The 20,546-nt window shown below is 66.5% G+C and carries 22 protein-coding genes; 17 read left to right on the top strand and 5 right to left on the bottom strand.

Annotated elements, in window-relative coordinates:
* The first annotated feature begins 1 nt into the window (after nt 1).
* Nucleotides 2-814 (top strand): MaoC/PaaZ C-terminal domain-containing protein, encoded by an 813-nt coding sequence (locus tag R4P95_RS22970; protein ID WP_213574993.1) that lies wholly within the window; start codon nt 2-4, stop codon nt 812-814.
* Nucleotides 815-819: 5 nt separating this feature from the next.
* On the opposite strand, the gene R4P95_RS22965 is transcribed toward R4P95_RS22970, so the two are convergent.
* On the bottom strand, nt 820-1,602 hold the full coding sequence (locus tag R4P95_RS22965; RefSeq protein WP_317745389.1) for an SDR family oxidoreductase: 783 nt from the start codon (nt 1,600-1,602) through the stop codon (nt 820-822).
* Between the two features lie 116 nt (nt 1,603-1,718).
* Here R4P95_RS22965 and R4P95_RS22960 point away from each other — a divergent pair, with 116 nt between their 5' ends.
* The 3 genes from R4P95_RS22960 (at nt 1,719) to R4P95_RS22950 (ending at nt 5,425) form a co-directional block, all read left to right on the top strand.
* Nucleotides 1,719-2,480, top strand: a complete 762-nt coding sequence (locus R4P95_RS22960; protein ID WP_213574989.1) for an SDR family NAD(P)-dependent oxidoreductase — start codon at nt 1,719-1,721, stop codon at nt 2,478-2,480.
* A 98-nt stretch (nt 2,481-2,578) separates the two neighbouring features.
* Nucleotides 2,579-3,631, top strand: a complete 1,053-nt coding sequence (locus R4P95_RS22955; RefSeq protein WP_317745388.1) for a ferredoxin--NADP reductase — start codon at nt 2,579-2,581, stop codon at nt 3,629-3,631.
* Nucleotides 3,632-3,763: 132 nt separating this feature from the next.
* Nucleotides 3,764-5,425 (top strand): NAD(P)/FAD-dependent oxidoreductase, encoded by a 1,662-nt coding sequence (locus R4P95_RS22950; protein WP_317745387.1) that lies wholly within the window; start codon nt 3,764-3,766, stop codon nt 5,423-5,425.
* A 73-nt stretch (nt 5,426-5,498) separates the two neighbouring features.
* Here the strand turns inward: R4P95_RS22950 and R4P95_RS22945 are convergent, their stop codons facing one another.
* Entirely contained in the window at nt 5,499-5,984 is a 486-nt protein-coding gene (locus R4P95_RS22945) for a hypothetical protein (protein WP_317745386.1), read from the bottom strand.
* 217 nt (nt 5,985-6,201) lie between these two features.
* Between R4P95_RS22945 and R4P95_RS22940 the strand changes: the two genes are divergently transcribed.
* The 4 genes from R4P95_RS22940 (at nt 6,202) to R4P95_RS22925 (ending at nt 10,470) form a co-directional block, all read left to right on the top strand.
* Complete coding sequence (locus R4P95_RS22940) at nt 6,202-7,362, top strand: Rieske 2Fe-2S domain-containing protein (protein ID WP_213577430.1); 1,161 nt, start codon at nt 6,202-6,204, stop codon at nt 7,360-7,362.
* Nucleotides 7,363-7,390: 28 nt separating this feature from the next.
* Nucleotides 7,391-8,572, top strand: coding sequence for an acyl-CoA dehydrogenase family protein (locus tag R4P95_RS22935; RefSeq protein WP_317745385.1), 1,182 nt, complete (start codon nt 7,391-7,393; stop codon nt 8,570-8,572).
* A gap of 35 nt (nt 8,573-8,607) precedes the next feature.
* Nucleotides 8,608-9,513, top strand: a complete 906-nt coding sequence (gene bphC / locus R4P95_RS22930; RefSeq protein WP_317745384.1) for a biphenyl-2,3-diol 1,2-dioxygenase — start codon at nt 8,608-8,610, stop codon at nt 9,511-9,513.
* A 162-nt stretch (nt 9,514-9,675) separates the two neighbouring features.
* Nucleotides 9,676-10,470 carry an IclR family transcriptional regulator gene (locus tag R4P95_RS22925; protein ID WP_109325736.1) on the top strand — a complete coding sequence of 265 codons (795 nt, stop codon included), beginning with the start codon at nt 9,676-9,678 and terminating at the stop codon, nt 10,468-10,470.
* Nucleotides 10,471-10,501: 31 nt separating this feature from the next.
* Here R4P95_RS22925 and R4P95_RS22920 read toward each other — a convergent pair whose 3' ends face one another.
* Nucleotides 10,502-11,257, bottom strand: coding sequence for a GntR family transcriptional regulator (locus R4P95_RS22920; protein ID WP_213574981.1), 756 nt, complete (start codon nt 11,255-11,257; stop codon nt 10,502-10,504).
* 161 nt (nt 11,258-11,418) lie between these two features.
* Here R4P95_RS22920 and R4P95_RS22915 point away from each other — a divergent pair, with 161 nt between their 5' ends.
* From R4P95_RS22915 to R4P95_RS22900, 4 genes are read left to right on the top strand one after another with little or no spacing between them, the layout of a single operon-like run.
* Entirely contained in the window at nt 11,419-12,306 is an 888-nt protein-coding gene (locus R4P95_RS22915) for a phosphate/phosphite/phosphonate ABC transporter substrate-binding protein (protein WP_317745383.1), read from the top strand.
* Nucleotides 12,303-13,088, top strand: a complete 786-nt coding sequence (phnC, locus tag R4P95_RS22910) for a phosphonate ABC transporter ATP-binding protein (protein ID WP_317745382.1) — start codon at nt 12,303-12,305, stop codon at nt 13,086-13,088. Before R4P95_RS22915 ends, phnC begins: the two co-directional genes overlap by 4 nt.
* Nucleotide 13,089: 1 nt before the next feature.
* Nucleotides 13,090-13,911, top strand: a complete 822-nt coding sequence (gene phnE / locus R4P95_RS22905; protein ID WP_317745381.1) for a phosphonate ABC transporter, permease protein PhnE — start codon at nt 13,090-13,092, stop codon at nt 13,909-13,911.
* Nucleotides 13,908-14,636: a tyrosine-protein phosphatase gene (locus R4P95_RS22900; RefSeq protein ID WP_213574976.1), complete on the top strand. Its 729-nt coding sequence runs from the start codon at nt 13,908-13,910 to the stop codon at nt 14,634-14,636. The genes phnE and R4P95_RS22900 overlap by 4 nt, the downstream gene beginning before the upstream one ends.
* Nucleotides 14,637-14,642: 6 nt before the next feature.
* Here the strand turns inward: R4P95_RS22900 and R4P95_RS22895 are convergent, their stop codons facing one another.
* On the bottom strand, nt 14,643-15,371 hold the full coding sequence (locus tag R4P95_RS22895; RefSeq protein ID WP_213574975.1) for a PadR family transcriptional regulator: 729 nt from the start codon (nt 15,369-15,371) through the stop codon (nt 14,643-14,645).
* A 133-nt stretch (nt 15,372-15,504) separates the two neighbouring features.
* Between R4P95_RS22895 and R4P95_RS22890 the strand changes: the two genes are divergently transcribed.
* The 5 genes from R4P95_RS22890 (at nt 15,505) to R4P95_RS22870 (ending at nt 19,687) form a co-directional block, all read left to right on the top strand.
* Nucleotides 15,505-16,017: a flavin reductase family protein gene (locus R4P95_RS22890; protein WP_317745380.1), complete on the top strand. Its 513-nt coding sequence runs from the start codon at nt 15,505-15,507 to the stop codon at nt 16,015-16,017.
* Nucleotides 16,018-16,110: 93 nt separating this feature from the next.
* Complete coding sequence (locus R4P95_RS22885; RefSeq protein ID WP_317745379.1) at nt 16,111-17,778, top strand: FAD-binding protein; 1,668 nt, start codon at nt 16,111-16,113, stop codon at nt 17,776-17,778.
* Entirely contained in the window at nt 17,779-18,033 is a 255-nt protein-coding gene (locus R4P95_RS22880) for a hypothetical protein (protein ID WP_213574972.1), read from the top strand.
* Nucleotides 18,034-18,047: 14 nt separating this feature from the next.
* Nucleotides 18,048-18,857 carry a mycofactocin-coupled SDR family oxidoreductase gene (locus R4P95_RS22875; RefSeq protein WP_213574970.1) on the top strand — a complete coding sequence of 270 codons (810 nt, stop codon included), beginning with the start codon at nt 18,048-18,050 and terminating at the stop codon, nt 18,855-18,857.
* Nucleotides 18,857-19,687 carry a mycofactocin-coupled SDR family oxidoreductase gene (locus tag R4P95_RS22870; RefSeq protein ID WP_213574968.1) on the top strand — a complete coding sequence of 277 codons (831 nt, stop codon included), beginning with the start codon at nt 18,857-18,859 and terminating at the stop codon, nt 19,685-19,687. The genes R4P95_RS22875 and R4P95_RS22870 overlap by 1 nt, the downstream gene beginning before the upstream one ends.
* A gap of 42 nt (nt 19,688-19,729) precedes the next feature.
* Here the strand turns inward: R4P95_RS22870 and R4P95_RS22865 are convergent, their stop codons facing one another.
* Nucleotides 19,730-20,521, bottom strand: coding sequence for an SDR family oxidoreductase (locus R4P95_RS22865; protein WP_317745378.1), 792 nt, complete (start codon nt 20,519-20,521; stop codon nt 19,730-19,732).
* Nucleotides 20,522-20,546 lie beyond the last annotated feature (25 nt).

Here is a 20,546-nt window from a genome sequence, read left to right as displayed (position 1 = left end):
CATGACGAGCACACAAAATAGGTCTGCGGCGGCGTGGCGAGGCGAGGACCTCGGCACTCGTACCGTGGCCTACGACGAGCGGGACGCGATTCTGTATGCGCTGGCTGTGGGCGCCCGCGCCACCGAACTGGACCTCGTCTTCGAGGACCGGCTGCGGGTGCTGCCCACCTTCGCGTTGACTCTCGCGCAGTGGGCACCGGACGAGCTGGGATCACGTGGTGCCTTCGACACGAAGACCGCGCTGCACGGCTCGCAGAACCTGACGGTGCGCGCGCCGCTCCCACGCCGCGGTGACATCGCCCTGTCGGCATCGGTGGGTGAGGTGTGGGACAAGGGGTCGGCGGCGGTATTCGAGGTGCGCGTCGAGTCCGACTTCTTCGTGGCCACCTGGTCGCTGTTCGCGCCGGGGGCGGGTGGATTCGGCGGGGAGCGTGGGCCGTCGAAACCGGCTCGGCCAGAGGGTGAGCCGACCGTGGACGCGGTGGTGAACACTGCGGACAATCAGGCGGCGCTGTACCGGCTGACCGGGGACCGGCACCACATTCACCTCGACCCGGCGGCGGCCGCCCGGATCGGCCAGCCCCGGCCGATCATGCACGGGTTGTGCACACTGGCGGCGAGCACCCTCGAATTGGCGCGCCAACTGGGCGTACACCCCGCGGACCTGGTGGAAGTGGAGGGCCGGTTCGCCGCCCCGGTGTTCCCGGGCGACTCACCGGTTCTGCGGGCGTGGGGTGACGCGGCTGGCGCGTCGTTCGAGCTCGTCCATGGCGGGCACCCGGTGATCGCCGGGGCCCGCGCGGCGTTCGGCTAGCAGCGTCACGAGCGGTCGGGGTGGGTGGCGAGGAAGCGGGCCGGGTACTCGCCACCACCGTGAACGGCGAGATCGGCACCGTTGACGTACGACGCCAGCGGACTCGCCAGGAACAGGCAGGCGCCCGCGATGTCCGACGGCACCGCCATCCGGCCCATGGGCAGGGTACGGGTGACGGCGGCTCCACCGTCGTCGCCGTAGACCGTCGCGGCGCTGTCCGTGCGGATGAGCCCGGTGGTGATGTGGTTGATCCGCACCTTCGGGGCCCATTCGAGCGCAAGCGCCTTGGTCAGGACGAGCAGACCGGCTTTCGCGGCGCTGTACGCGGCGGTGCCGGGCTGGGGGTCGTGAGCGGAGACGCTTCCGATGTTGATGATGGCACCGCCCTCGGGCTGCTGCTGCATCACGGCATTGGCCGACTGGGCGACAGTGAAGGGCGCCAACAGGTTCAAGGCGATGATCTTCTCGACGAAGCGCGGCGAGACGGTGGCCGCGTCGGCGTCGGGGGAGCCGCCGGCGTTGTTGACGAGCACGTCCAGGCGGCCGAACCGGGTGACGGCGTCGTCGATCAGCGCGGCGGCGTCGTCGGCGTCGCGCACGTCGGTCGCGCGGAAATACGCGGTGCGGTCACTGTGTGCCGGAAGCACATCCGGGCGAGTGCGCGCACAGACGAGGACGTCGGCGCCCGCCTCGAGGAACGACTGGGCGATGACGAATCCGATGCCCTTGGTGCCGCCGGTGACGACCACGGCGCGGTTCCGGAAATCGAGGGGGTTGGGGAGAGTCACGGTAGTCCTCTGAGATGGGGAGAGCGCGAGAAACACTGACGCTCAGCGGAAGTGGGGCCGGTCGTCGAACGACGGCCGGAGGTATCGGAACCGATAGTAGGCGAACAGGAGTGGGTATGGGCAAGCTGGACGGCAAGGTCGCGTTGATTACCGGCGCGGGGCAGGGGATCGGACAGGGAATCGCCCTCGCCCTGGCCAAGGAAGGAGCGGCCATCGCGGTCGCGGGCCGAACCGAATCGAAACTGGTCGGCACCTGCGAGCGCCTCACGGCGCTGGGGGCACACAGCGTGCCCGTCGTCTGCGACGTCAGCAGACGGGACGACATCGTGGCCGCCGTCGAACGCACCGTCGACGCTTTCGGTGGAGTGGACATCCTGGTGAACAACGCCAACGACTGCAAGCCGGGCCCGATTCTGTCCGTCCGGGACGAGGAGTACGAGCGGTCGTTCGCGACGGGACCGCTCGCGACGCTCCGCATGATGCAGTCGTGCCATCCGCACATGAAGGTCCGCGGTGGCGGCGTGATCGTCAATCTGGTGACCTCGGCGGCGGTGCGCTGGGACGCGAGCAATTACGGCGCCTACGGTTCGATCAAGGAGGGAATGCGCTCACTGACCCGGTCGGCTGCCTGCGAATGGGGCTCCGACGGCATTCGGGTGCTCTCCGTCGCGCCGCACGCGAAGACTCCGGCCCTCGAACGCTGGATGGACGACAATCCCGAGGAGGCAGCCGAGTTCGTGGCGGGTATCCCGCTCGGGCGAGTCGGCGACGCCGAAACCGACATCGGACGTGCCGTCGTCTTCCTGGTAGGTGAGGACGCCGGCTACCTCACTGGGGCGACGATCCCGCTGGACGGTGGCCAGTCCCGGTGGGGTTGACGGCTGATCCCGCCCACCGGGAAAGCCCACGGCCGCCGCCGCCGGTCTCCACTAGTTTCGGCAGGATCGAACTCCCATACCGAGAGGGCACCGTCGCGATGACGACCGTTACAACACCGCGCAATTCACGATCAGTAGTGGTGACCGTCGCCGCTGTGGTGGAGGAAACGTCCGAGGCGCGATCGTTGGTACTCGACGTTCCGCCCGAACGGCGAGACGAATTCGCCTACAAACCCGGCCAGTTTCTGACGCTGCGTATTCCGAGCGATCGATCCGGGTCGGTGGCGAGGTGCTACTCGTTGGCCAGCTCGCCGTTCACCGACGACCTCCCGAAGGTCACGATCAAGCGCACCGCGGACGGCTACGGTTCCCACTGGCTGTGCGATCACGTCGACGTCGGTGACCGAATCGAGGTTCTCCCGCCGGCAGGAGCGTTCACGCCGGTCGATCTCGACGAGGACGTGCTCCTGTTCGCCGCGGGCAGTGGGATCACCCCGGTGATGTCGATCCTGAAGTCCGCGTTGAGTCAGGGCAGCGGCAAGGTCATGCTTTTCTACGCGAACCGGGACGAGAGGTCGATCATCTTCGCGGCGGAGCTGCGCGAGCTTGCATCCCGCCACGACGATCGGCTCACCGTCGTGCACTGGCTCGAGAGTGTGCAGGGCCTGCCCACTGCGCGGCAGTTGGCGAGTCTGTCGGATCGGTGGCACGACCGCCGGGCCTATGTGTGCGGACCACGACCGTTCATGGGCGCAATTCACGAGGCGCTCGCGCTCGTCGGCATGCCCCGGAACAAGGTGCACGCCGAGGTGTTCACCTCACTGTCGGGTGATCCGTTCGCGCCTGGGGTCGAGCAAATTCCCGTCGGTGACGAGGGGTCGACGGCCACGGTCGAGGTGCAGCTCGACGGCGACACCCATAACCTCAGCTGGCCACGCGCAGCCACCCTGGTCGACGTCATGCTGTCCAAGGGGCTCGAAGTCCCGTATTCGTGCCGTGAGGGCGAATGTGGTTCGTGCGCGTGCACCGTGATCGAGGGAGAGGTCTCGATGGACAGTGCCGCGATACTCGATCCCGAAGACATCGCGAACGGCTACATTCTCGCCTGCCAGGCGCGGCCCGTCAGCGAACATCTCCGAATCGAATTCTGAGTACACCCAGCGTCGGCCAGGAGTGGGGACCGCTCACCGGGAACGGGTCTGGGGCGGCCTGCCCGTCTCCACCTACCGTCCCAGTCAGGCGTTTTGCCGGCTATGTCCATCGACTGGGAGAGGAGCGCGCCCGTGAGTGCACGCACCGAAGATGCTGCTCGTGCGAACCGGATCGACACCGTGGATGCGGTGGTCGTCGGCGCCGGATTCGCCGGACTGTACGCCGTGTACAAACTGCGGAGCCTCGGCCTGACCGTCCGGGGTATCGAGGCCGCCGCGGGTGTGGGCGGAACCTGGTACTGGAATCGCTACCCCGGAGCCCGCTGCGACGTCGAGAGCGTCGACTACTCGTACTCGTTTTCCCCTGAGCTCGAGCAGGAGTGGAACTGGAGCGAGAAGTACGCCACGCAACCCGAAATCCTGGCGTACATCAACCACGTCGCCGACCGTTTCGACCTCAGGGACCACTTCCTGTTCGAGACCCGGGTGATGTCGGCCGAGCTGGACGAGGAATCGTTGCGGTGGGAGGTGCGCACCGACCGCGGCGACATGCTGACGGCCCGGTACTGCATCTTCGCGACGGGTGCCCTGTCCACCGCCAATATGCCGAACATTCTCGGGCGCGAGACGTTCTCGGGCGACACCCATCACACCGGTCACTGGCCACACGAGGGAGTCGATTTCACCGGTAAGAAGGTCGGGGTGATCGGCACCGGGTCGTCGGGGATCCAATCGATCCCGCTCATCGCCGAGCAGGCGGACCACCTCTACGTGTTCCAGCGTAGCGCGAACTACAGCGTTCCCGCGGGCAATATGTCGTGGGACGACGAGATGCGGCGCGCGATCAAGGCCGGTTACGCCGAACGTCGCAGGCTCTCCCGCGAGAGTGGCGGCGGCTCGCCGTACAACGCGCATCCGAAGTCTGCGCTGGAGGTGTCCGAGGAGGAACGCCGCGCCGCCTACGAGGAGCGCTGGAAGCTGGGTGGGGTCCTGTTCGCGAAAACCTTTCCCGATCAAACCAAGACGGATGCCGCCAACGCCACCGCACGCGAATTCGCCGAGCAGAAGATTCGCCGGCTGGTCGACGACTCGGCGATTGCGGAGAAGTTGATCCCGAACGATCACCCCATCGGTACCAAGCGCATCGTCACCGACACCCACTACTTCGAAACCTACAACCGGTCGAATGTGACGCTGGTGGATCTGAAAGAGACACCGATCGAGTCCATCACCCCGTCTGGCATCGCCACCACCGACACCGAGTACACCCTCGACACGCTGGTGTTCGCCACCGGTTTCGACGCCATGACCGGCGCCCTCGATCGAATGCGCATTGTGGGGCGGGCGGGTGTGTCCCTCGCCGAGTATTGGAGCGAGGGGCCCAAGACGTATCTCGGAGTCGGTGTTCCGGGGTTCCCCAACATGTTCGTCGTGACCGGCCCGGGTAGTCCGTCGGTGCTGGCCAACATGGTTCTCGGTGCCGAACAGCACATCGACTGGATCGCGGCCTGCATCGAGCACCTGTGGGAGAACGACTACGACGCGATCGAGGCGACCGTTCCGGCTACGGACCGTTGGGTGCAGCATTGCCGGGAGCTGGCGTCCGCCACTCTCTTCCCCCTGGCCAATTCGTGGTACATGGGAGCGAACATTCCGGGGAAGCCTCGCGTCTTCATGCCGTATATCGGCGGCTTCGGTGCGTACGGGAAGATCTTGGCCGAAGTCGCGGACGAGGGATTTCGGGGTTTCGACTTCTGCCGGTCTCGAACTCGGTTGGCCGACCGGGTGGGGTAGTTGCCGAGACAATGGTCAGCCGCGCAGGCAATTGCCTGCGCGGCTCTTCATTTTGTCGGAAACCGCGCGAAAGTTAGTTGGGGAGAGCATAGGTGGCCCAGGCCTGAGCGAGTACGTCACCGCCGAGCGTGCACGTGACGGTGACGTCCACCATTCGGGCGCCGTCCTGGACGTAGGTCTGCTGCACGGCAGCGGAATACCGGGCGCCGGTGGTGATCTCTCGCCGAATACGGGTACGGAACCGGCGCAAGGTTCCGAAATGCCGATCGGCACAGTGTTGCTCGAGTAGGTCGGCTGCGGCGTCGGCGGGCCCTGAACCGACGACGTTGGACCAGAATTCGACAACGAGCCTCTCGTCGGAATCCCGGCCCTGCACCAGCACCTCGGTGCCGTCCGTCCGGGACCGCAGGCGAAGTTCCTCGCACATCTGATCCGGGTGCAGAAAGACATAGTCCTGCTCGACGGCGCTCGTCGGAAGAGCTGTGCCGGGCGTGCGAGAGCCGTCGCAGAGGTGCCGAATCCAGGCTGTGCGGGCGTGAGTCGTGGTGGCGGCGGCCATCGGTCCTCCCGATGTCGAGGGTGTGCGTGAAGAGCACGCTAATCGTGCTGGGCCCGCGCGACGCCCGCGTTCCCTGTCAACGGGAGGGGAACCGGGTTCTTTACGAAAGATTCTCGCTCAGTGGGAGAGCTGGGTACCGCACTGGACGCGACGAGCCGACTATGAGCTGCACCACACCCCGAGGGTGTTCTTGACGTACAGCGAGGCGGAGGTAGACATGGTGCGCAATGGTGCCGTAGACGGTGACGAAGTTCGGATGATCGAGGTAGGTTCTGCCCCCACGCGATTCGCGCGCGGGTGGCATTGCCTGGGTTTGGCCAAGACGTTCCGGGACGGCGCCCCGCATCAGGTCGATGCGTTCGGCACGTCCCTGGTGGTGTTCGAGACCTCCGACGGCACCCTCAGTGTGCTGGACGCGTATTGCCGGCACATGGGCGGCAACCTCGCGCAGGGCACCGTCAAGGGTGACTCCATCGCCTGCCCGTTCCACGACTGGCGTTGGGGCGGCAACGGCAAGTGCACGGGAATTCCCTACGCGCGACGCGTTCCCCCTCTCGCACGCACCCGGGCCTGGACCACGCTCGAGCGCAACGGACAGCTCTACGTCTGGAACGACCCGCAGGGCAATCCGCCGCCGGCCGACGTGACGATCCCCGAGATCGACGGCGTCGGGTCTTCGGAGTGGACGGACTGGACCTGGAACTCCTTGCTGGTGGAGGGCTCGCACTGTCGCGAAATCGTCGACAACGTGGTCGACATGGCGCACTTCTACTACGTCCACTTCTCGTTCCCGCGCTACTTCAAGAATGTGTTCGAGGGGCACGTCGCCACCCAGTACATGCGGTCGACGCCACGCCACGACATCTCGGTGGGCACCAGCTACGACGACCCCAACTCCACGCTGCGCTCGGACGCGTCGTACTTCGGCCCGTCCTACATGATCGACAAGCTGTGGAGCGAGGCGAACGGGATGATGATCGAGACGGTGCTCATCAACTGCCACTATCCGGTGACGTCCAACTCGTTCGTGCTGCAGTGGGGCGCCATGGTCAAGAAGCCCGAGGGGCTGTCGGACGAGATGGCCAACGGCATGGCGGCCCAATTCGCCGAGGGCGTCGAACTCGGGTTCAAGCAGGACGTCGACATCTGGCTCAACAAGTCGCGTATCGACAACCCGCTGCTGTCGGAGGAAGACGGGCCGGTGTATCAGCTGCGCCGCTGGTACCAGCAGTTCTACGTGGATGTCGAGGACATCACCGAAGACATGACCAAGCGCTTCGAATTCGAGATCGACACCACCCGGGCGGTGCAGAGCTGGGAGGCGGAGGTTGCCGACAACCTCGCCAACGGCGTCGTACCGCTCGACACCCACGCCTGAGCGGGCTCAGAGACAAAGGACACGAACGATGACCTACGAGGTTCTCGACAACATCATGGCCATCGCGGATGAGCTCCGCGACCAGGCTCCCGAGGCCGAGCGAATCGGCCGGCTGCCCGACGACACCGCGAAGAAGCTCCGCGAGGCCGGGCCGATCAAGCTTCTGCAACCGGCGAATTACGGCGGCTTCGAGGCACATCCACGCGCATTCGCGGAAACAGTGATGGCCGCCGCCGCCCTCGACCCCGCCACGGGCTGGGTGTGCGGCATCGTCGGCGTCCACCCGTGGCAATTGGCATTCGCCGACCCGAAGGTGCAGGAGGAGGTGTGGGGCCTGGACACCGACACGTGGATGGCCTCGCCGTACGCGCCCACCGGCATCGCTACACCGGTCGACGGTGGCTTCCTCTTCAACGGGCGCTGGCAGTTCTCGTCCGGCACCGATCACTGCGACTGGATTTTCCTGGGCGCCATGCTGGGCGACAAGGACGGCGCGATGGCGTTGCCGCCCAAGATGCTGCACATGATTCTTCCGCGCAGTGACTACGAGATCGTCGAGGATTCGTGGAATGTCGTCGGGCTGAAGGGCACCGGTTCCAAAGACATCATCGTCCGGAATGCCTTCGTCCCCGATTACCGGGTCATGGACGCCGACGAGGTCATGAACGGCACGGCGGTGCAGAAGTTCGGCCGTACCGAGACGCTGTACAACATGCCGTGGTCGACGATGTTCCCGCTCGGCATCTCCTCGGCCGTCGTGGGAATCGCGGAGGGCGCCCTCGCCGCGCACCTCGACTATCAGCGAGACCGTGTCGGGGCCCAGGGCACCGCGATCAAGGACGACCCCTACGTGCTGTTCGCCGTCGGCGAGGCCGCGGCCGACATCAATGCGGCGCGGCAGGAGCTCCTCGCGAACGTCGACAAGATCTGGGACCTGGTCGAATCCGGTAAGGAGGTCAGCTTCGAGGACCGAGCCGCCGGTCGCCGAACGCAGGTCCGGGCCGCATGGCGGGCGGTCACCGCCGTCGATCAGATCTTCGCGCGGTCCGGCGGTAACGCTCTGCGGATGGACAAGCCGCTGCAGCGGTATTGGCGGGACGCCCACGCCGGGCTGGCTCACGCCATTCATGTCCCCAGCACCGTGTACCACGCATCGGCGCTCAGCTCGCTCGGCCTCGACCCTGCCGACAACCTCAAGTCGATGATCTGACCGGCGTTACCGAAACACGGAGAAGGACAGACACTATGACCGATATCAAGGGACTGGGTTACGTCAAGATCCAGACCAACGACCTCGAACGGTGGCGCACGTTCGCGTTCGACGTCCTCGGGTTCGCCGAGGGCAAGGGCCCGGACACGGATGCCCTCTACCTCCGCATGGACGAGCGTGCCGCCCGCATCGTCGTCGTTCCGGGGGACACCGACGAGGTGGTCACCATCGGGTGGGAGGTCCGCGATCATGCGGGCCTGCTGCGCGTGCAGGAAGCGGTCGAAGGCGCCGGGATCGCGGTGAAGCCGCTGTCGGTGGAAGAAGCGGACGCCCGCCGCGTCGAAGAGGTGGTCACCTTCCAGGACCCGACCGGGGCGACGATCGAGATCTTCCACGGCGCCGTCCTCGATCACACTCCGGTGGTCACCCCGTTCGGCGCGAAGTTCGTGACCGGCGCGCAGGGACTCGGACATGTGGTGCTGCCGGTGATGGACATCAATGGGGCCTTCGACTTCTACACCGACGTTCTCGGGTTCCTGCCCCGCGGCGCCTTCCGGATCCCGGCGCCGCCCGAGTTCGGCCCGATGCGGGTCCGCTTCATGGGTGTCAACGAGCGGCACCACAGCCTGGCGCTGTGCCCCGCACCGCACGGCGGCGCCCCGGGACTGGTGCACATCATGGTGGAGGTCGACACACTCGACGCCGTCGGACAAGCCCTCGACCGGGTCGTGAAGGACGGGTTCTCCGTGTCCTCCACGCTGGGCCGGCACACCAACGACAAGATGGTGTCGTTCTACGTGCGTGCCCCCGGTGGCTGGGACATCGAGTTCGGCACCGAGGGCATGAAGGTGGACGAGAAGTACTACTCGGCCGAAGAGATCACCGCTGACAGCTACTGGGGCCATGACTGGTCCGGAAGCGAACCGCTGGCCGCCATGTAGCGGCTGCTCGAGGCCCGGTACCTGCGTCGATCGATGCGGGTACCGGGCCTTTTGCTGTCGGGCTGGCTGGCGTATTGCAAATAGGTATATGCCTATTTATAGTAAGTGTCGCCAGTCACACAACGCGTCGTTCTCCTGCACAGCGGCGCAACGGAGGTCCCCATGACTACGACACTCAGCCCCGCAACCCCCACCGCCGGCCTCGATCGGGCCGCTCTTCTCCTCGACGCCTTCGACGGTCCGGGACGGCTCACCCTCGCCCAGATCGTGCGCCGCACGGGACTGCCGCGTTCCTCCGCGCACAGGATGCTCGAGCGGCTGGTGCAGCTGAGGTGGCTGAGACGTGAAGGTCGCGACTACGAACTCGGTATGCGACTGTTCGAGCTCGGTTCGCTCGCCGTGCACCAGGACCGACTGCACCGTGCCGCGCTTCCTTTCCTGCACGAACTGCACCGCCTCACCGGCCATGCCGTCCATTTCGCCATCCTCGAGGGCATCGACGTCGTCTATCTCGAGAAGATCGCCGGACGCTTCGGGGTCGGCCTTCCGTCGCGGGTGGGCGGCCGCCAGCCCGCGCACTGTACGAGCGTGGGCAAAGTGCTGCTGGCCCATTCGTCCGAGGACGTGGTCGACCGCGTCGTCGACGCCGGTCTGCCGCGCAGCACCCGGTTCAGCATCGACTCACCGGCGGCCTTTCGCGCGGAGCTGCAGAAGACGCGTGAACGCGGAGCGGCGTACGACCGGGAAGAGGACCTCGTGGGCGTCAGCTGTGTTGCCGTGCCCGTGGGCACCGAGGGCAACGTGGTGGCGGCAATTTCCGTCTGCGGACCCAGCAGCCAGATCAAGCTCGACCACCGGCTGACCGCTCCGATCCGCATGGCGGCCAAGGGAACCTGGCGCAACTACATGGCGACTGCGACGCCGAGCGCAGGCCGTGCCGACCGGCATTCCGCCTGAACTCGAGCCGGGGCCTTTGTCGGCAGTAGATTTATGGCGCCGCGACGTAGTTGGCCACGAACCGCACTCGGTCGCTGCGGCACGAGCGGTTGATGTAGACGGTGGCCTTGCCGTCCTCGTCGAGATTCAGCCCATCGCGTAGGACGACGGCGGCGCCGGTGGGAATGTCGAGCAGCTCCGCGACCCGCGGCGTGGCCGCGCCGGCTCCGAACGAACGCCACGCGGCCCGAAGGCGCACTCCGTACGCGTCGTTCCACACCGAGTAGATCGGTGTTCCCTCGCCGAGGAGGCGAGTGATACCGCGAAAGCGCTTGTCGTCCAACCAGTAAGAGTTGACGAACCAGGGGTCGCCGTCCACCGCGAGGACAGTGTCGATGCGGCGGAGCCGGCACCCGGGCAGATTCTCCTCGGCTTCGGGGGCGGTGCCGCCCAGGACCACCTCACTCGAGACGAGGAACTCGGTGACGTGCCGCCCGACCGCGGCGAAGGCGTGGCTCATGCCGTCCGGATCGTTGATGTAGCTAGGCGTCAGCTCGATCGGAAAATGCTGCGGCGGCTGCGCGACGAACGTTCCGGCGCCCTGCCGTGCGACGACGCGGCCTGCCCGGGTGAGTTCACCGATGGCCTGGCGCACCGTCAGCCTGTTGACGCCGAGTTCGGCCGCGAGTTCGGTTTCAGGTGGCAACTTGTCGCCAGGGCGGAGCGATCCGCCGTCGAGCCGGCGCTCCAGCACCTCCTGCACCTGCCGGTAGAGGGGAACCTTGCTGCGACGAAGAGCGCTCGACATGCCGGAAGTCTAGATGAGTTCGGTCTGTCGAGGGGATCGGTGCGAGGTTCGATATATCTGTTGGGAAACGGTTCATCTGCTCGAAACCTCGATGGGTGCGAACGTCTACTTGTCTAGATGAATCTTCGATCACCCCCAATGACAGATTCGAGAGGCCTCCCGTGAGCAACAACCCGAGACTGCGCCGAGCCCTGGCGGCAGCGACCTGCGCTCTGACCGTCTGTGGCGCCGCCGCGTGCGGCGATTCGGCCGCGAACGGCGGTGCACCCGCGGTTCTGAAGGTCGGCCTACCGCCCTCCGAGGCCAACGCCGACCTGCAGGCGAAGTTCGCGCCGATCACCGACTTGATCGCCACCGGTTCGGGTAAGCCCGTCGAGGTCAAGCCCACCAGTGACTACCTGTCGATCGTGGAGGCGATGCGTTCGGGACTGATCGATGTGGCCGCATTCAGCCCGTTCCCGACACCGCTGGCCGAGGCAGTTGCCGGTGTCACGCCTCTCGTGGTCGCCAAGGGCGCCGCGTACAGCTCGGTGTTCGTGTGTCGTACCGACACCGGCATCGACTCGATCGACGATCTCCGTGGACGCAAGATCGCCTTCGTCGACGCCGGATCGACCAGCGGCAACTACATCCCGAAGCTCCTGCTGAAGCGGGCCGGCATCAACCCGGACACCGACATCGAGGGCAGTTATGCGGGTGGCCACGACACCGCCCAACTCGCGGTGAAGCAGGGTTCGGTCGACTGCGCCGCCGATGCCCGATCGTCGTATCAGACGATGGTGGACAAGGGCGTCATCGACGGTTCGACGCAACGGGTGGTCGCCGAATCCGACCCGATCCCGGTGTCGCTGGTCATCATCGCCCGCAAGGACCTCGATCCGGCCCTCGAACAGGGCATCGTCGACTCCTTCGTCGACGGCGACAATGCGGCGGCGCTCGGCGTGGCGAACGCCACCAGCTTCGAAAAAGCGACCGCCGCCGATTTCGACCTCTTCCGGGACGCCGCCAGCGAGCTCGGCGTGGATCTCGAGGAGTTGTCGCGGAAATGAGCGACGTCGTTATGTCTCCGCGACTCGAGGCGGACGCCGTGAGCTACCGCTATCCGGACGGTACGACCGCCCTCCAGTCCGTGTCGCTGCGGGTTCACGCCGGTGAGATCGTGGCCGTCCTCGGCCGCAGCGGCGCCGGGAAGTCGACGCTGATGCGTTGCCTGGCGGGGCTCGAGATTCCGACGGACGGCCGCGTTCTGCACGACGGCGAGGACCGCGGCACGCTGCGCGGTCGGACCCGGCGTCGCGCACATGCCCGGGTCGGTGTGGTGTTCCAGGAGTTTCAGCTCGTCGAGCGCGCGACGGTGCTGTCCAACGCGTTGATCGGGCGCCTCGCGTACCAGCCCGTGTTGCCCAGCCTCCTGCATTTCGTTCGGCGGAGCGACCGGGAGATCGCCGTCGAGAGCGTGCGGCGACTCGGCCTCGGCGAGCAGTTGCGTAAACGCGCCGATGCACTGTCGGGCGGACAGCGGCAGCGGGTCGCGATTGCGCGAGCCCTCGCCCAGCAGCCGGACATGCTGTTGGCGGACGAACCGGTCGCGAACCTCGATCCCGTGCTCGCGCGCGGGGTGGTCGACGACATCGTCCGTCTCGCGCGCGTAGAACGGCTCACCGCGGTCCTGAACCTGCACGATGTCGACCTGGCCAGGCATGTCGCCGACCGCCTGATCGGGCTTCGCGCGGGCCGCCTCGTGTTCGACCGACCGGTGGGTGACGTGTCCTCGTCCGACCTCGATCTCCTCTACGCCGATCCGGCTCGTTCTCCCGTGGGGGTGCAGTGAGATGACACTCGATACCGAACCGAAGCCGGAGGCACTCGAGAGCACGGCCGACCTGGCGGCTCTACGGAGACCGTCCTGGCAGACCGCGGCCGGCGTGGTCATCGTGTCGACCGTCCTTCTCTGGGCGGCAGGTGCCACCGAATTCTCGGTGGCCGCTCTGCTCGACGGCATCCCCAACATCGCCGATTTCGTCGGACGGATGTTCCCGCCCGACCTCGCCATCCTCCCCACCGCGATCGCCCTCATGGGGGAGACCCTGGCGATCGCCGTCATCGGAACCGCGGTCGGAGTGCTCTTCGCCATACCGTGGGCGCTGCTCGCGGCACGCTCAGTGTTCGATCAGGCGTGGCTTCATCACGCCGCCCGCGGATCGATCAACCTCACGCGCGCTATTCCCGAGCTGATGTGGGCGTTGCTGTTCGTCTCGGCCGTCGGGCTCGGCCCACTCGCGGGAACGCTGGCGATCATCATCGGTTCCGCCGCCGGGATGGCACGTCTGTTCGCCGACATCTTCGAAACGACCGACATGCGCGCATGGGAAGCGGCGGCGGCGTCCGGGGCGAGCCGGGCGCAGCGCATCAGCTGGGTCCTTCTGCCGCAAAGCACACCAACCGTCGCGAGCTACACGCTGCTCATGCTCGACGGGAATGTCCGCGCTGCCTCCCTTCTCGGTATCGTCGGTGCGGGCGGTATCGGAATGGAACTGACGCAGCAGCTCCGTCTCTTCGAATACGGCAGTGTCCTCACCATCGTTCTCGTCGTTCTCGTGGTGGTGGTTACCCTCGATCGCGTCGCCTCCCACCTACGGAAGAAGCTCACATGACCGTCGCCGAGACCGCCGTCCTACCGAATCTGCGTGACCTCGGTGGCTTACCGCTCCCCGACGGGCTGCAGACCCGTAGCGGGGTGCTCTACCGCAGCGCGCTTCCGGTCGACGGTGACGCATCGCCGACCGGCGTGGCGGAGTGGCCCGCGCAGACCGTCGTCGATCTGCGCAGTCCCCGGGAACAGGCGACACGCGCGCATCCGTTCGATTCGGCCGACACCGTGGTCCACCGAATCGCGCTGATGTCGGACAGCGAGGTCGCCCGGCCGGACCCGAATTTCCGACTCGCCGATCTCTACCTGAGGGTGCTCGACCGAGCCGGCGCACAACTGGCGGAGATCCTCGACGTGGCGGCCACCGCACCCGGCCCGATTCTCCTCCACTGTGCCGCCGGGAAGGACCGGACCGGCATCGCGGTCGCAATGCTTCTGCGTGTTGCGGGTGTCGGCGCAGCGGAGATAGTGGACGACTACACGGCGACCAACGACCACATGGACGCGGTGCTCGCCAGGATCACCCGATTCGCGCCCGAACTCGGGCGGGTTCATCCCACCAACCGGGACCTGGTCGGCGCCCCTCCCGAGGCGATCCAGGGTGTTCTCGACACGTGGGACGCGGAACCCGGTGGAGTGCGGACCTGGCTCCTGCAACGGGGAGCCACCGAGGATGCCCTCGAACGCTGGACTGCCCGTTTCACCGAAGACGACGACACTCGGCGCTGAGTCGGGTCAGCCCTCCGCCTCTTCTGCGTCCCGCGCCGCCTTCATGGCAGCCTGGTACTCCTGCAGGGCGGCGCGGGATCTGCGGATGGCATGTGTTTCAGTGGGTTTGGGAACACCGGGGTGCTCCGGGGCGTCCTCGCCCCGGATCCTCCGGGTGGCCTCGTCGATGTCGGCGAGCATCTGTTTCGCGAGTTCGCCCTCGGCTGCGTAATAGCGCTCCGACCACTTGTTGACCATGTGCGCGAAGGCCCACGTCGGTTCGACCTCGGAGTCGCGGGCGTCGAGCCCGGCCTGTCTGCTCATGCCCTCCACGTACGAGATGTGCTCGCGGAGAGCTTCTTTGAGGTGATCGGGTTCGGTGAGATGGCCGAGCCACATCCGTAGCATCACACCGTGCTTGAGCACGGGCGGATCTATGGGGGCCTCACGCGCCCAGCTGCGGATAACGGCCATACCGGTGTCCGTGATCTTGTACAGCCGCTTGGGTTTCACGCGCGACTCGTCGTCGACGACGGTCCGCGACGTGACGTATCCCAGCTCCTCGAGCTTCTTGAGTTCCGAGTACACCTGACTGAACGACGGGCTCCAGTAGAAGAAGCGCACGCTGTACGACGCCCACTTCTTGAGGTCGTATCCGGACAGCTCCTCGCCGAACGACAAGATGCCGAGCACCGGCCAACTCGTCGACCGAAGGCCGGCGAATCCGGAGCTCTGTGGGGGGTCGGACGAAGGCATGTTCGGAGCCTATCAACCACCGACCTACGAAAGCCTGCCGCTGGGCGGGACGGACCGTTCCGGCGGAGGGTGGCGCCCTCCAGGCTGGAGGCAACCCGTCGAACTCTGTCGACTCGTACTGGTAGGAGGCACGATGACACGAACCGAGGAACCGGCACCACCGGTCGTCCGCGGCTTCGCACCGTCCGATTTCAAGTCCGTACTCGGGCACTTCTGCACCGGCGTCACCGTCGTCACTGCCCACGACGGCACGAGCCCGCACGGTTTCACGTGCCAGTCGTTCGTCTCGTTGTCGCTCGAACCGCCGTACGTGTCGTTCTGCCCGGCCCGCACGTCGACGAGCTGGCCTCACCTGCGAGCGAGTGAACGCGTCTGCATCAATGTGCTCGCCCACGACCAGCGCGACGTGTGCCGAACCTTCGCGACCAGCGGGGGAGACAAGTTCACCGACGTCGGGTGGTCGTATGCCGACAACGGTGCACCCGCGCTGGACGGCGCTCTCGCCCAGGTGGAGGCCACCGTCGAAGTCGAACACGATGCGGGCGATCACACGATCGTCGTCGCGCGTGTTACCGGCCTGCGCGCGTTGCGTGATGCACCGCCGCTGCTGGTCTACCGCGGCGGACTCGGACTCTTCGCCGGATAGTCGGATGCGTCTCCCGCTCCGCGGGAAGAGTTGTGGGAAAGCGGGATCGACACCGGCAGAGTGTGATCGAGACCACTTCGGAAGGTGTGCACGATGAGCGTAGACGAGCAGGAATGGGACCGGGAAGTCGATCTTCTGGTGATCGGCAGCGGCGCGGGTGGCATGACTGCCGCGCTCGCCGGTGCCGGGCGGGGACTCGACACCCTCGTCGTCGAAAAGGCCTCGGTGTACGGCGGTTCGACGGCCCTCTCGGGCGGAGCCCTGTGGATTCCCAACTCGCCGGTTCTGCTCCGCGAGGGTATGACCGATGATCCGGGCGAGGTTCGGCGGTACCTGGACTCGATCGTCGGCGACAGCGTCCCGCCTGAACGCCTCGAGGCCTACATCGAACAGGGCCCGGCGATGATGCGGTTCCTGGAACAGGCGAGTTCTCATCTCCGGTTCTCCTGGTGCAAGGACTATTCCGACTACCACCCCGAGAACGTGGGTGGGCGCGCAGAGGGTCGTACCGTCGAGCCGCTGCCGTTCGATATGAACCTGCTCGGTTCCGACCGTGAGTTGCAACGTCCCAACGCGTTGGCGATGCCCGGTGGCCTGTACATGACGTCGACGGAGTTCCGTCACCTCAACATGTTCTTCCGGACGTGGGCCGGACGCAGAACCGCGCTCGGTGTCGGTTGGCGCTCGGTCGTCGCCATGGTGCGGCGCAGGCGAATGGAAACACTGGGGCAGGCGCTCGTGGGCCGTTTGCGGCTCGCGCTGAAGGAGGCGGGCGTTCCGCTCTGGCTCAACTCCCCGCTGAAAACCCTCGTCACGGACGCCACCGGTGCCGTCACCGGTGCGGTGGTCGACGCCGGGAAGCGTGAGCTGAAAATCCGGGCACGCCGCGGCGTGCTGCTGGCGACCGGAGGCTTCGAGCAGAACGAGCAGTTGCGGAAGAAGTATCTGCGTGAAGGCGGCAAGGACAACTACAGCGCAGGCTCACCCGACAACACCGGTGACGGGATCATGGCCGGTGAGCAGGTGGGTGCCGCACTCGACCTGATGGACGACGCATGGTGGATGCCGTCGTTCCGGCGTCCCGACGGCATCATGCACGTCCTGGTGTCGGAGCGCTCGATTCCCCCGTCGCTGATCGTCGATCAGAACGGTCGACGCTTCACCAACGAGGCGTCGCCGTACGTGTCGTTCGTCCACGACCAGATCGCTGGAAGGCACGACCCGGTCTGGTTCGTCTTCGACTCGAAGGCCAAGAGCCGCTACCAGTTCGGCGGTGTGATGCCCGGCCAGAAGTTCCCGGCCGAGTGGTTCGAGACGGGGCTGATGTTGCGGGCCGATTCCGTCGCGGCGCTCGCGGAGAAGATGGGTGTTCCGGCCGGCGCCTTCGCGGCCGAGATCGACAGGTTCAACGGGTTCGCCCGCGCGGGAGTCGATTCCGACTTCGGACGCGGCGACAGCGCGTACGACCGCTACTACGGAGACCCACGACTGCCCAATCCGACGCTGGACGAGGTGGAGAAGGCTCCGTACTACGCGGTGCGGATGGAGGCGGGTGACCTCGGAACCAAGGGCGGTCTGGTGTGCAACGAGCACAGCCAGGTACTGAACTGGGGCGGCAACCCGATTCCGGGACTCTATGCCACCGGCAACACGTCGGCATCGGTGATGGGCAACGACTATGCCGGCGCGGGTGCGACGATCGGGCCCGCAATGGTGTTCGGGTGGATCGGGGCGCGCCACGCCGCTGGGGCGGTGAGCTGAATGCTGCCCGTCGAATGCCGTCGCTGCGGAAATTCGGTACTCGTCGAGAAGTACAGCGATGCGCACACCAGTGTGCAATGGCTCGGTGACGCCGAACGGTCCTGCCCGGAGTTCGCGCAACTCGCTGCGGCAGGGGAACACTCGATGTTCATCCCCACTTGCGGGGCCCTGCGCGGCTCGATCGACGACGCCGTGGACGACGGGCGGGTAGGGCTGTCGCTGCGCAGCTATCCGACGCCCGGACGCCTGGACTAGGAGGGAGCGGACGAATGGCGCGGATGGCAGGAAAGACCGCCTTCATCACCGGAGCCGGCAACGGCATGGGACGCAGTCATGCGGTCCGGCTCGCCGAGGAAGGCGCCGACATCATCGCCGTCGACCTTCCCGGAGACGAGGCGGCCGCGAGTCTGGCGGAGACTGCCCGACTGGTCGGCGAACTCGGGCGACGCGTGGTGGTCGCACACGCCGACGTGCGGGACCCAGCGGCCCTGCAGGAGGCGGTCGACGCAGGTGTCGCCGAGCTGGGTGCCATCCATGTGGTGGTCGCGAACGCCGGCATCGCCGACAATCCGGGACCGGCGTGGACCATCCCGGACGACGTCTGGAATCGGTCGCTCGACGTCAACCTCACCGGAGTATGGAACACCGTCAAGGCCGCGGTCCCGGCGATTCCCGAGGGCGGCGGTTCCGTCGTCGTGGTCAGTTCCACGGCGGGTATCAAGGCCGTCGCCGGCGCCGCACACTACTCGGCGTCCAAGACCGCCGTGGTCGGGCTGGCGCGGACCCTCGCCAACGAACTCGGCCCCCGGTTCATCCGCGTGAACGTGCTGCACCCCGGCGCGGTCGGCACCCGCATGACATTGAACCCGGCGACGATGTCCCGGCTTCGGCCCGACCTCGAGAAACCCACCGAGGACGACGTGATTCCAGTGCTGACCCGCAACCACCTGCTTCCGGTGCCGTGGCTGGACTCACGCGACGTCAGCAATGCGCTGCTGTTCCTCGCGTCGGACGAATCCCGATACATCACCGGCACCCAACTCGTGGTCGATGCCGGACTCACCCAGAAAGTGTCGTGATGACAGGTCGTGTAGAAGACACCGTCGTTCTGGTGACCGGGGCCGCCCGGGGAATCGGGCGGGCGCAGGCACTGCGGTTCGCCCAGGAGGGCGCCGACGTCATCGCCGTCGACCTGTGCGGACCGGTCGACACGGTGGTGACACCCCCGGCGAGTCCCGAGGACCTCGAGGTGACCGCAAAGCTGGTCCGGGACACCGGCCGCCGAATCGTGACCGCAAGGGTGGACGTGCGCGACGGAGCGGCACTCACCGAGACCGTCGCGGCGGCCACCGCTGAGCTGGGCGGACTGGACTTCGTCTGCGCCACAGCGGGTATCACGTCCTCGGGTGCCGCGCTGGACCTCACCACCGAAACCTGGCAGACCATGCTGGACGTCAACCTGACCGGCGTCTGGCAGACCTGCAAGGCTGCGGCGCCGCATCTGATCGAGCGCGGCGGTGGTGCGATGATTCTCACCAGTTCCATTGCGGGTCTGCGGGGACTGGTAGGAGTTGCGCACTACACCGCCGCAAAGCACGGTGTCGTGGGATTGATGCGCTCGCTGGCCAAGGAGCTCGCGCCGCATCGGGTTCGGGTCAACAGCGTGCACCCCACTAACGTCGATACGGACATGATCCAGAACGACATGGTGCGGCGGGCGTTCCGGCCCGACCTCGAGCACCCCACTCGTGAGGAGTTCGCCGCGGCCGCAGGGACGATGAACATGCTGCCGATCCCGTGGATCGAACCCGTCGACGTCGCCAACGCCGCTCTGTTCCTGGCCTCGGACGAGGCGCGGTACATCACGTCCGTTGCCCTGCCGGTCGACGCGGGAAGCGTCAGTCGATAACTGAGCTGCCCGCGCCGAACCGACGTTCCGTAAGGTCGGCACTCAGGCGTGCGTGCCGCCGTCGATGCGGATCTCCGTGCCGGTGATGAAGGCACCGTCGTCGGAGGCGAGCATGGCGACGACCCCGGCGACCTGTTCAGGTCCACCCATCGCGGCGCCGCCGGATTCGAGGGTGGTGGGCAGGATGGGGGAGAGCTTGGAAAACAGAGCCCAATCGGCATCTGCGGGCACATAACCTGCTGTGGCGTCGGTGATCCCGGTTTTGATGCTTCCGGGGGCGACGCTGACCGCGCGCAGGCCCTGCTTGCCGTATTCGAGCGACAACGCATGGGTGAACGACTGGATTCCGCCCTTGCTCGCCGCATACGCCGCCATGTAGGGATGGGCGAACGCGGCGGAGGTGGAGCTGAAGTTCACGACCACACTGCGCTCGCACCGCAGCAGGGCGGGCAGGCATTCACGGACCACAAGGAACGTGCCGGTGAGGTTGATGCCGATCACCTGGTTCCACAGGTCGAGGGAGGTGTCGTGGGTGTGCGAGGCACGGAGAATTCCTGCCGCGTTCACGAGTACGTCCAGCCCGCCGAGCTTGTCGATGCTCTCACGCACGCCGTCGATCACAGACGTCTCGTCGCCGATATCGATGGTCGTGGTGTCGAGACGCCCGGCGGTGCCCTTCGCCTCGGCCAGCGCCCATGTGTGCTTCAGGCCGTCGTCGGAGACGTCGGCGGCCACGACGGTGCCGCCTTCCTCGAGCAGGCGGAGGACTGTGGCCTGCCCGATTCCGGAGGCGGCGCCCGTCACCAGCACCCGGCGCTCTGCGAAACGATTCATGTCGATACTCCTCGATGTGGTCGGA

The organism is Rhodococcus sp. IEGM 27 (assembly GCF_033142305.1).
Lineage (GTDB): Bacteria > Actinomycetota > Actinomycetes > Mycobacteriales > Mycobacteriaceae > Rhodococcus_F > Rhodococcus_F oxybenzonivorans.
Note: the sequence above shows the minus strand (reverse complement) of the source record. Positions and strands in the feature narration are given on the sequence as shown.

Bases quoted from the DNA above. Each gene is read 5' to 3' on its own strand.
- R4P95_RS22920 (WP_213574981.1), bottom strand. From the start codon at position 11,257: ATGTCGAGCGCTCTTCGTCGCAGCAAGGTTCCCCTCTACCGGCAGGTG.
- R4P95_RS22870 (WP_213574968.1), top strand. From the start codon at position 18,857: ATGACAGGTCGTGTAGAAGACACCGTCGTTCTGGTGACCGGGGCCGCC.
- bphC (WP_317745384.1), top strand. From the start codon at position 8,608: ATGACCGATATCAAGGGACTGGGTTACGTCAAGATCCAGACCAACGAC.
- R4P95_RS22935 (WP_317745385.1), top strand. From the start codon at position 7,391: ATGACCTACGAGGTTCTCGACAACATCATGGCCATCGCGGATGAGCTC.
- R4P95_RS22970 (WP_213574993.1), top strand. From the start codon at position 2: ATGACGAGCACACAAAATAGGTCTGCGGCGGCGTGGCGAGGCGAGGAC.
- R4P95_RS22875 (WP_213574970.1), top strand. From the start codon at position 18,048: ATGGCGCGGATGGCAGGAAAGACCGCCTTCATCACCGGAGCCGGCAAC.
- phnE (WP_317745381.1), top strand. From the start codon at position 13,090: ATGACACTCGATACCGAACCGAAGCCGGAGGCACTCGAGAGCACGGCC.
- R4P95_RS22890 (WP_317745380.1), top strand. From the start codon at position 15,505: ATGACACGAACCGAGGAACCGGCACCACCGGTCGTCCGCGGCTTCGCA.
- R4P95_RS22865 (WP_317745378.1), bottom strand. From the start codon at position 20,521: ATGAATCGTTTCGCAGAGCGCCGGGTGCTGGTGACGGGCGCCGCCTCC.
- R4P95_RS22955 (WP_317745388.1), top strand. From the start codon at position 2,579: ATGACGACCGTTACAACACCGCGCAATTCACGATCAGTAGTGGTGACC.
- phnC (WP_317745382.1), top strand. From the start codon at position 12,303: ATGAGCGACGTCGTTATGTCTCCGCGACTCGAGGCGGACGCCGTGAGC.
- R4P95_RS22880 (WP_213574972.1), top strand. From the start codon at position 17,779: ATGCTGCCCGTCGAATGCCGTCGCTGCGGAAATTCGGTACTCGTCGAG.
- R4P95_RS22945 (WP_317745386.1), bottom strand. From the start codon at position 5,984: ATGGCCGCCGCCACCACGACTCACGCCCGCACAGCCTGGATTCGGCAC.
- R4P95_RS22940 (WP_213577430.1), top strand. From the start codon at position 6,202: ATGGTGCGCAATGGTGCCGTAGACGGTGACGAAGTTCGGATGATCGAG.
- R4P95_RS22885 (WP_317745379.1), top strand. From the start codon at position 16,111: ATGAGCGTAGACGAGCAGGAATGGGACCGGGAAGTCGATCTTCTGGTG.
- R4P95_RS22925 (WP_109325736.1), top strand. From the start codon at position 9,676: ATGACTACGACACTCAGCCCCGCAACCCCCACCGCCGGCCTCGATCGG.
- R4P95_RS22900 (WP_213574976.1), top strand. From the start codon at position 13,908: ATGACCGTCGCCGAGACCGCCGTCCTACCGAATCTGCGTGACCTCGGT.
- R4P95_RS22960 (WP_213574989.1), top strand. From the start codon at position 1,719: ATGGGCAAGCTGGACGGCAAGGTCGCGTTGATTACCGGCGCGGGGCAG.
- R4P95_RS22895 (WP_213574975.1), bottom strand. From the start codon at position 15,371: ATGCCTTCGTCCGACCCCCCACAGAGCTCCGGATTCGCCGGCCTTCGG.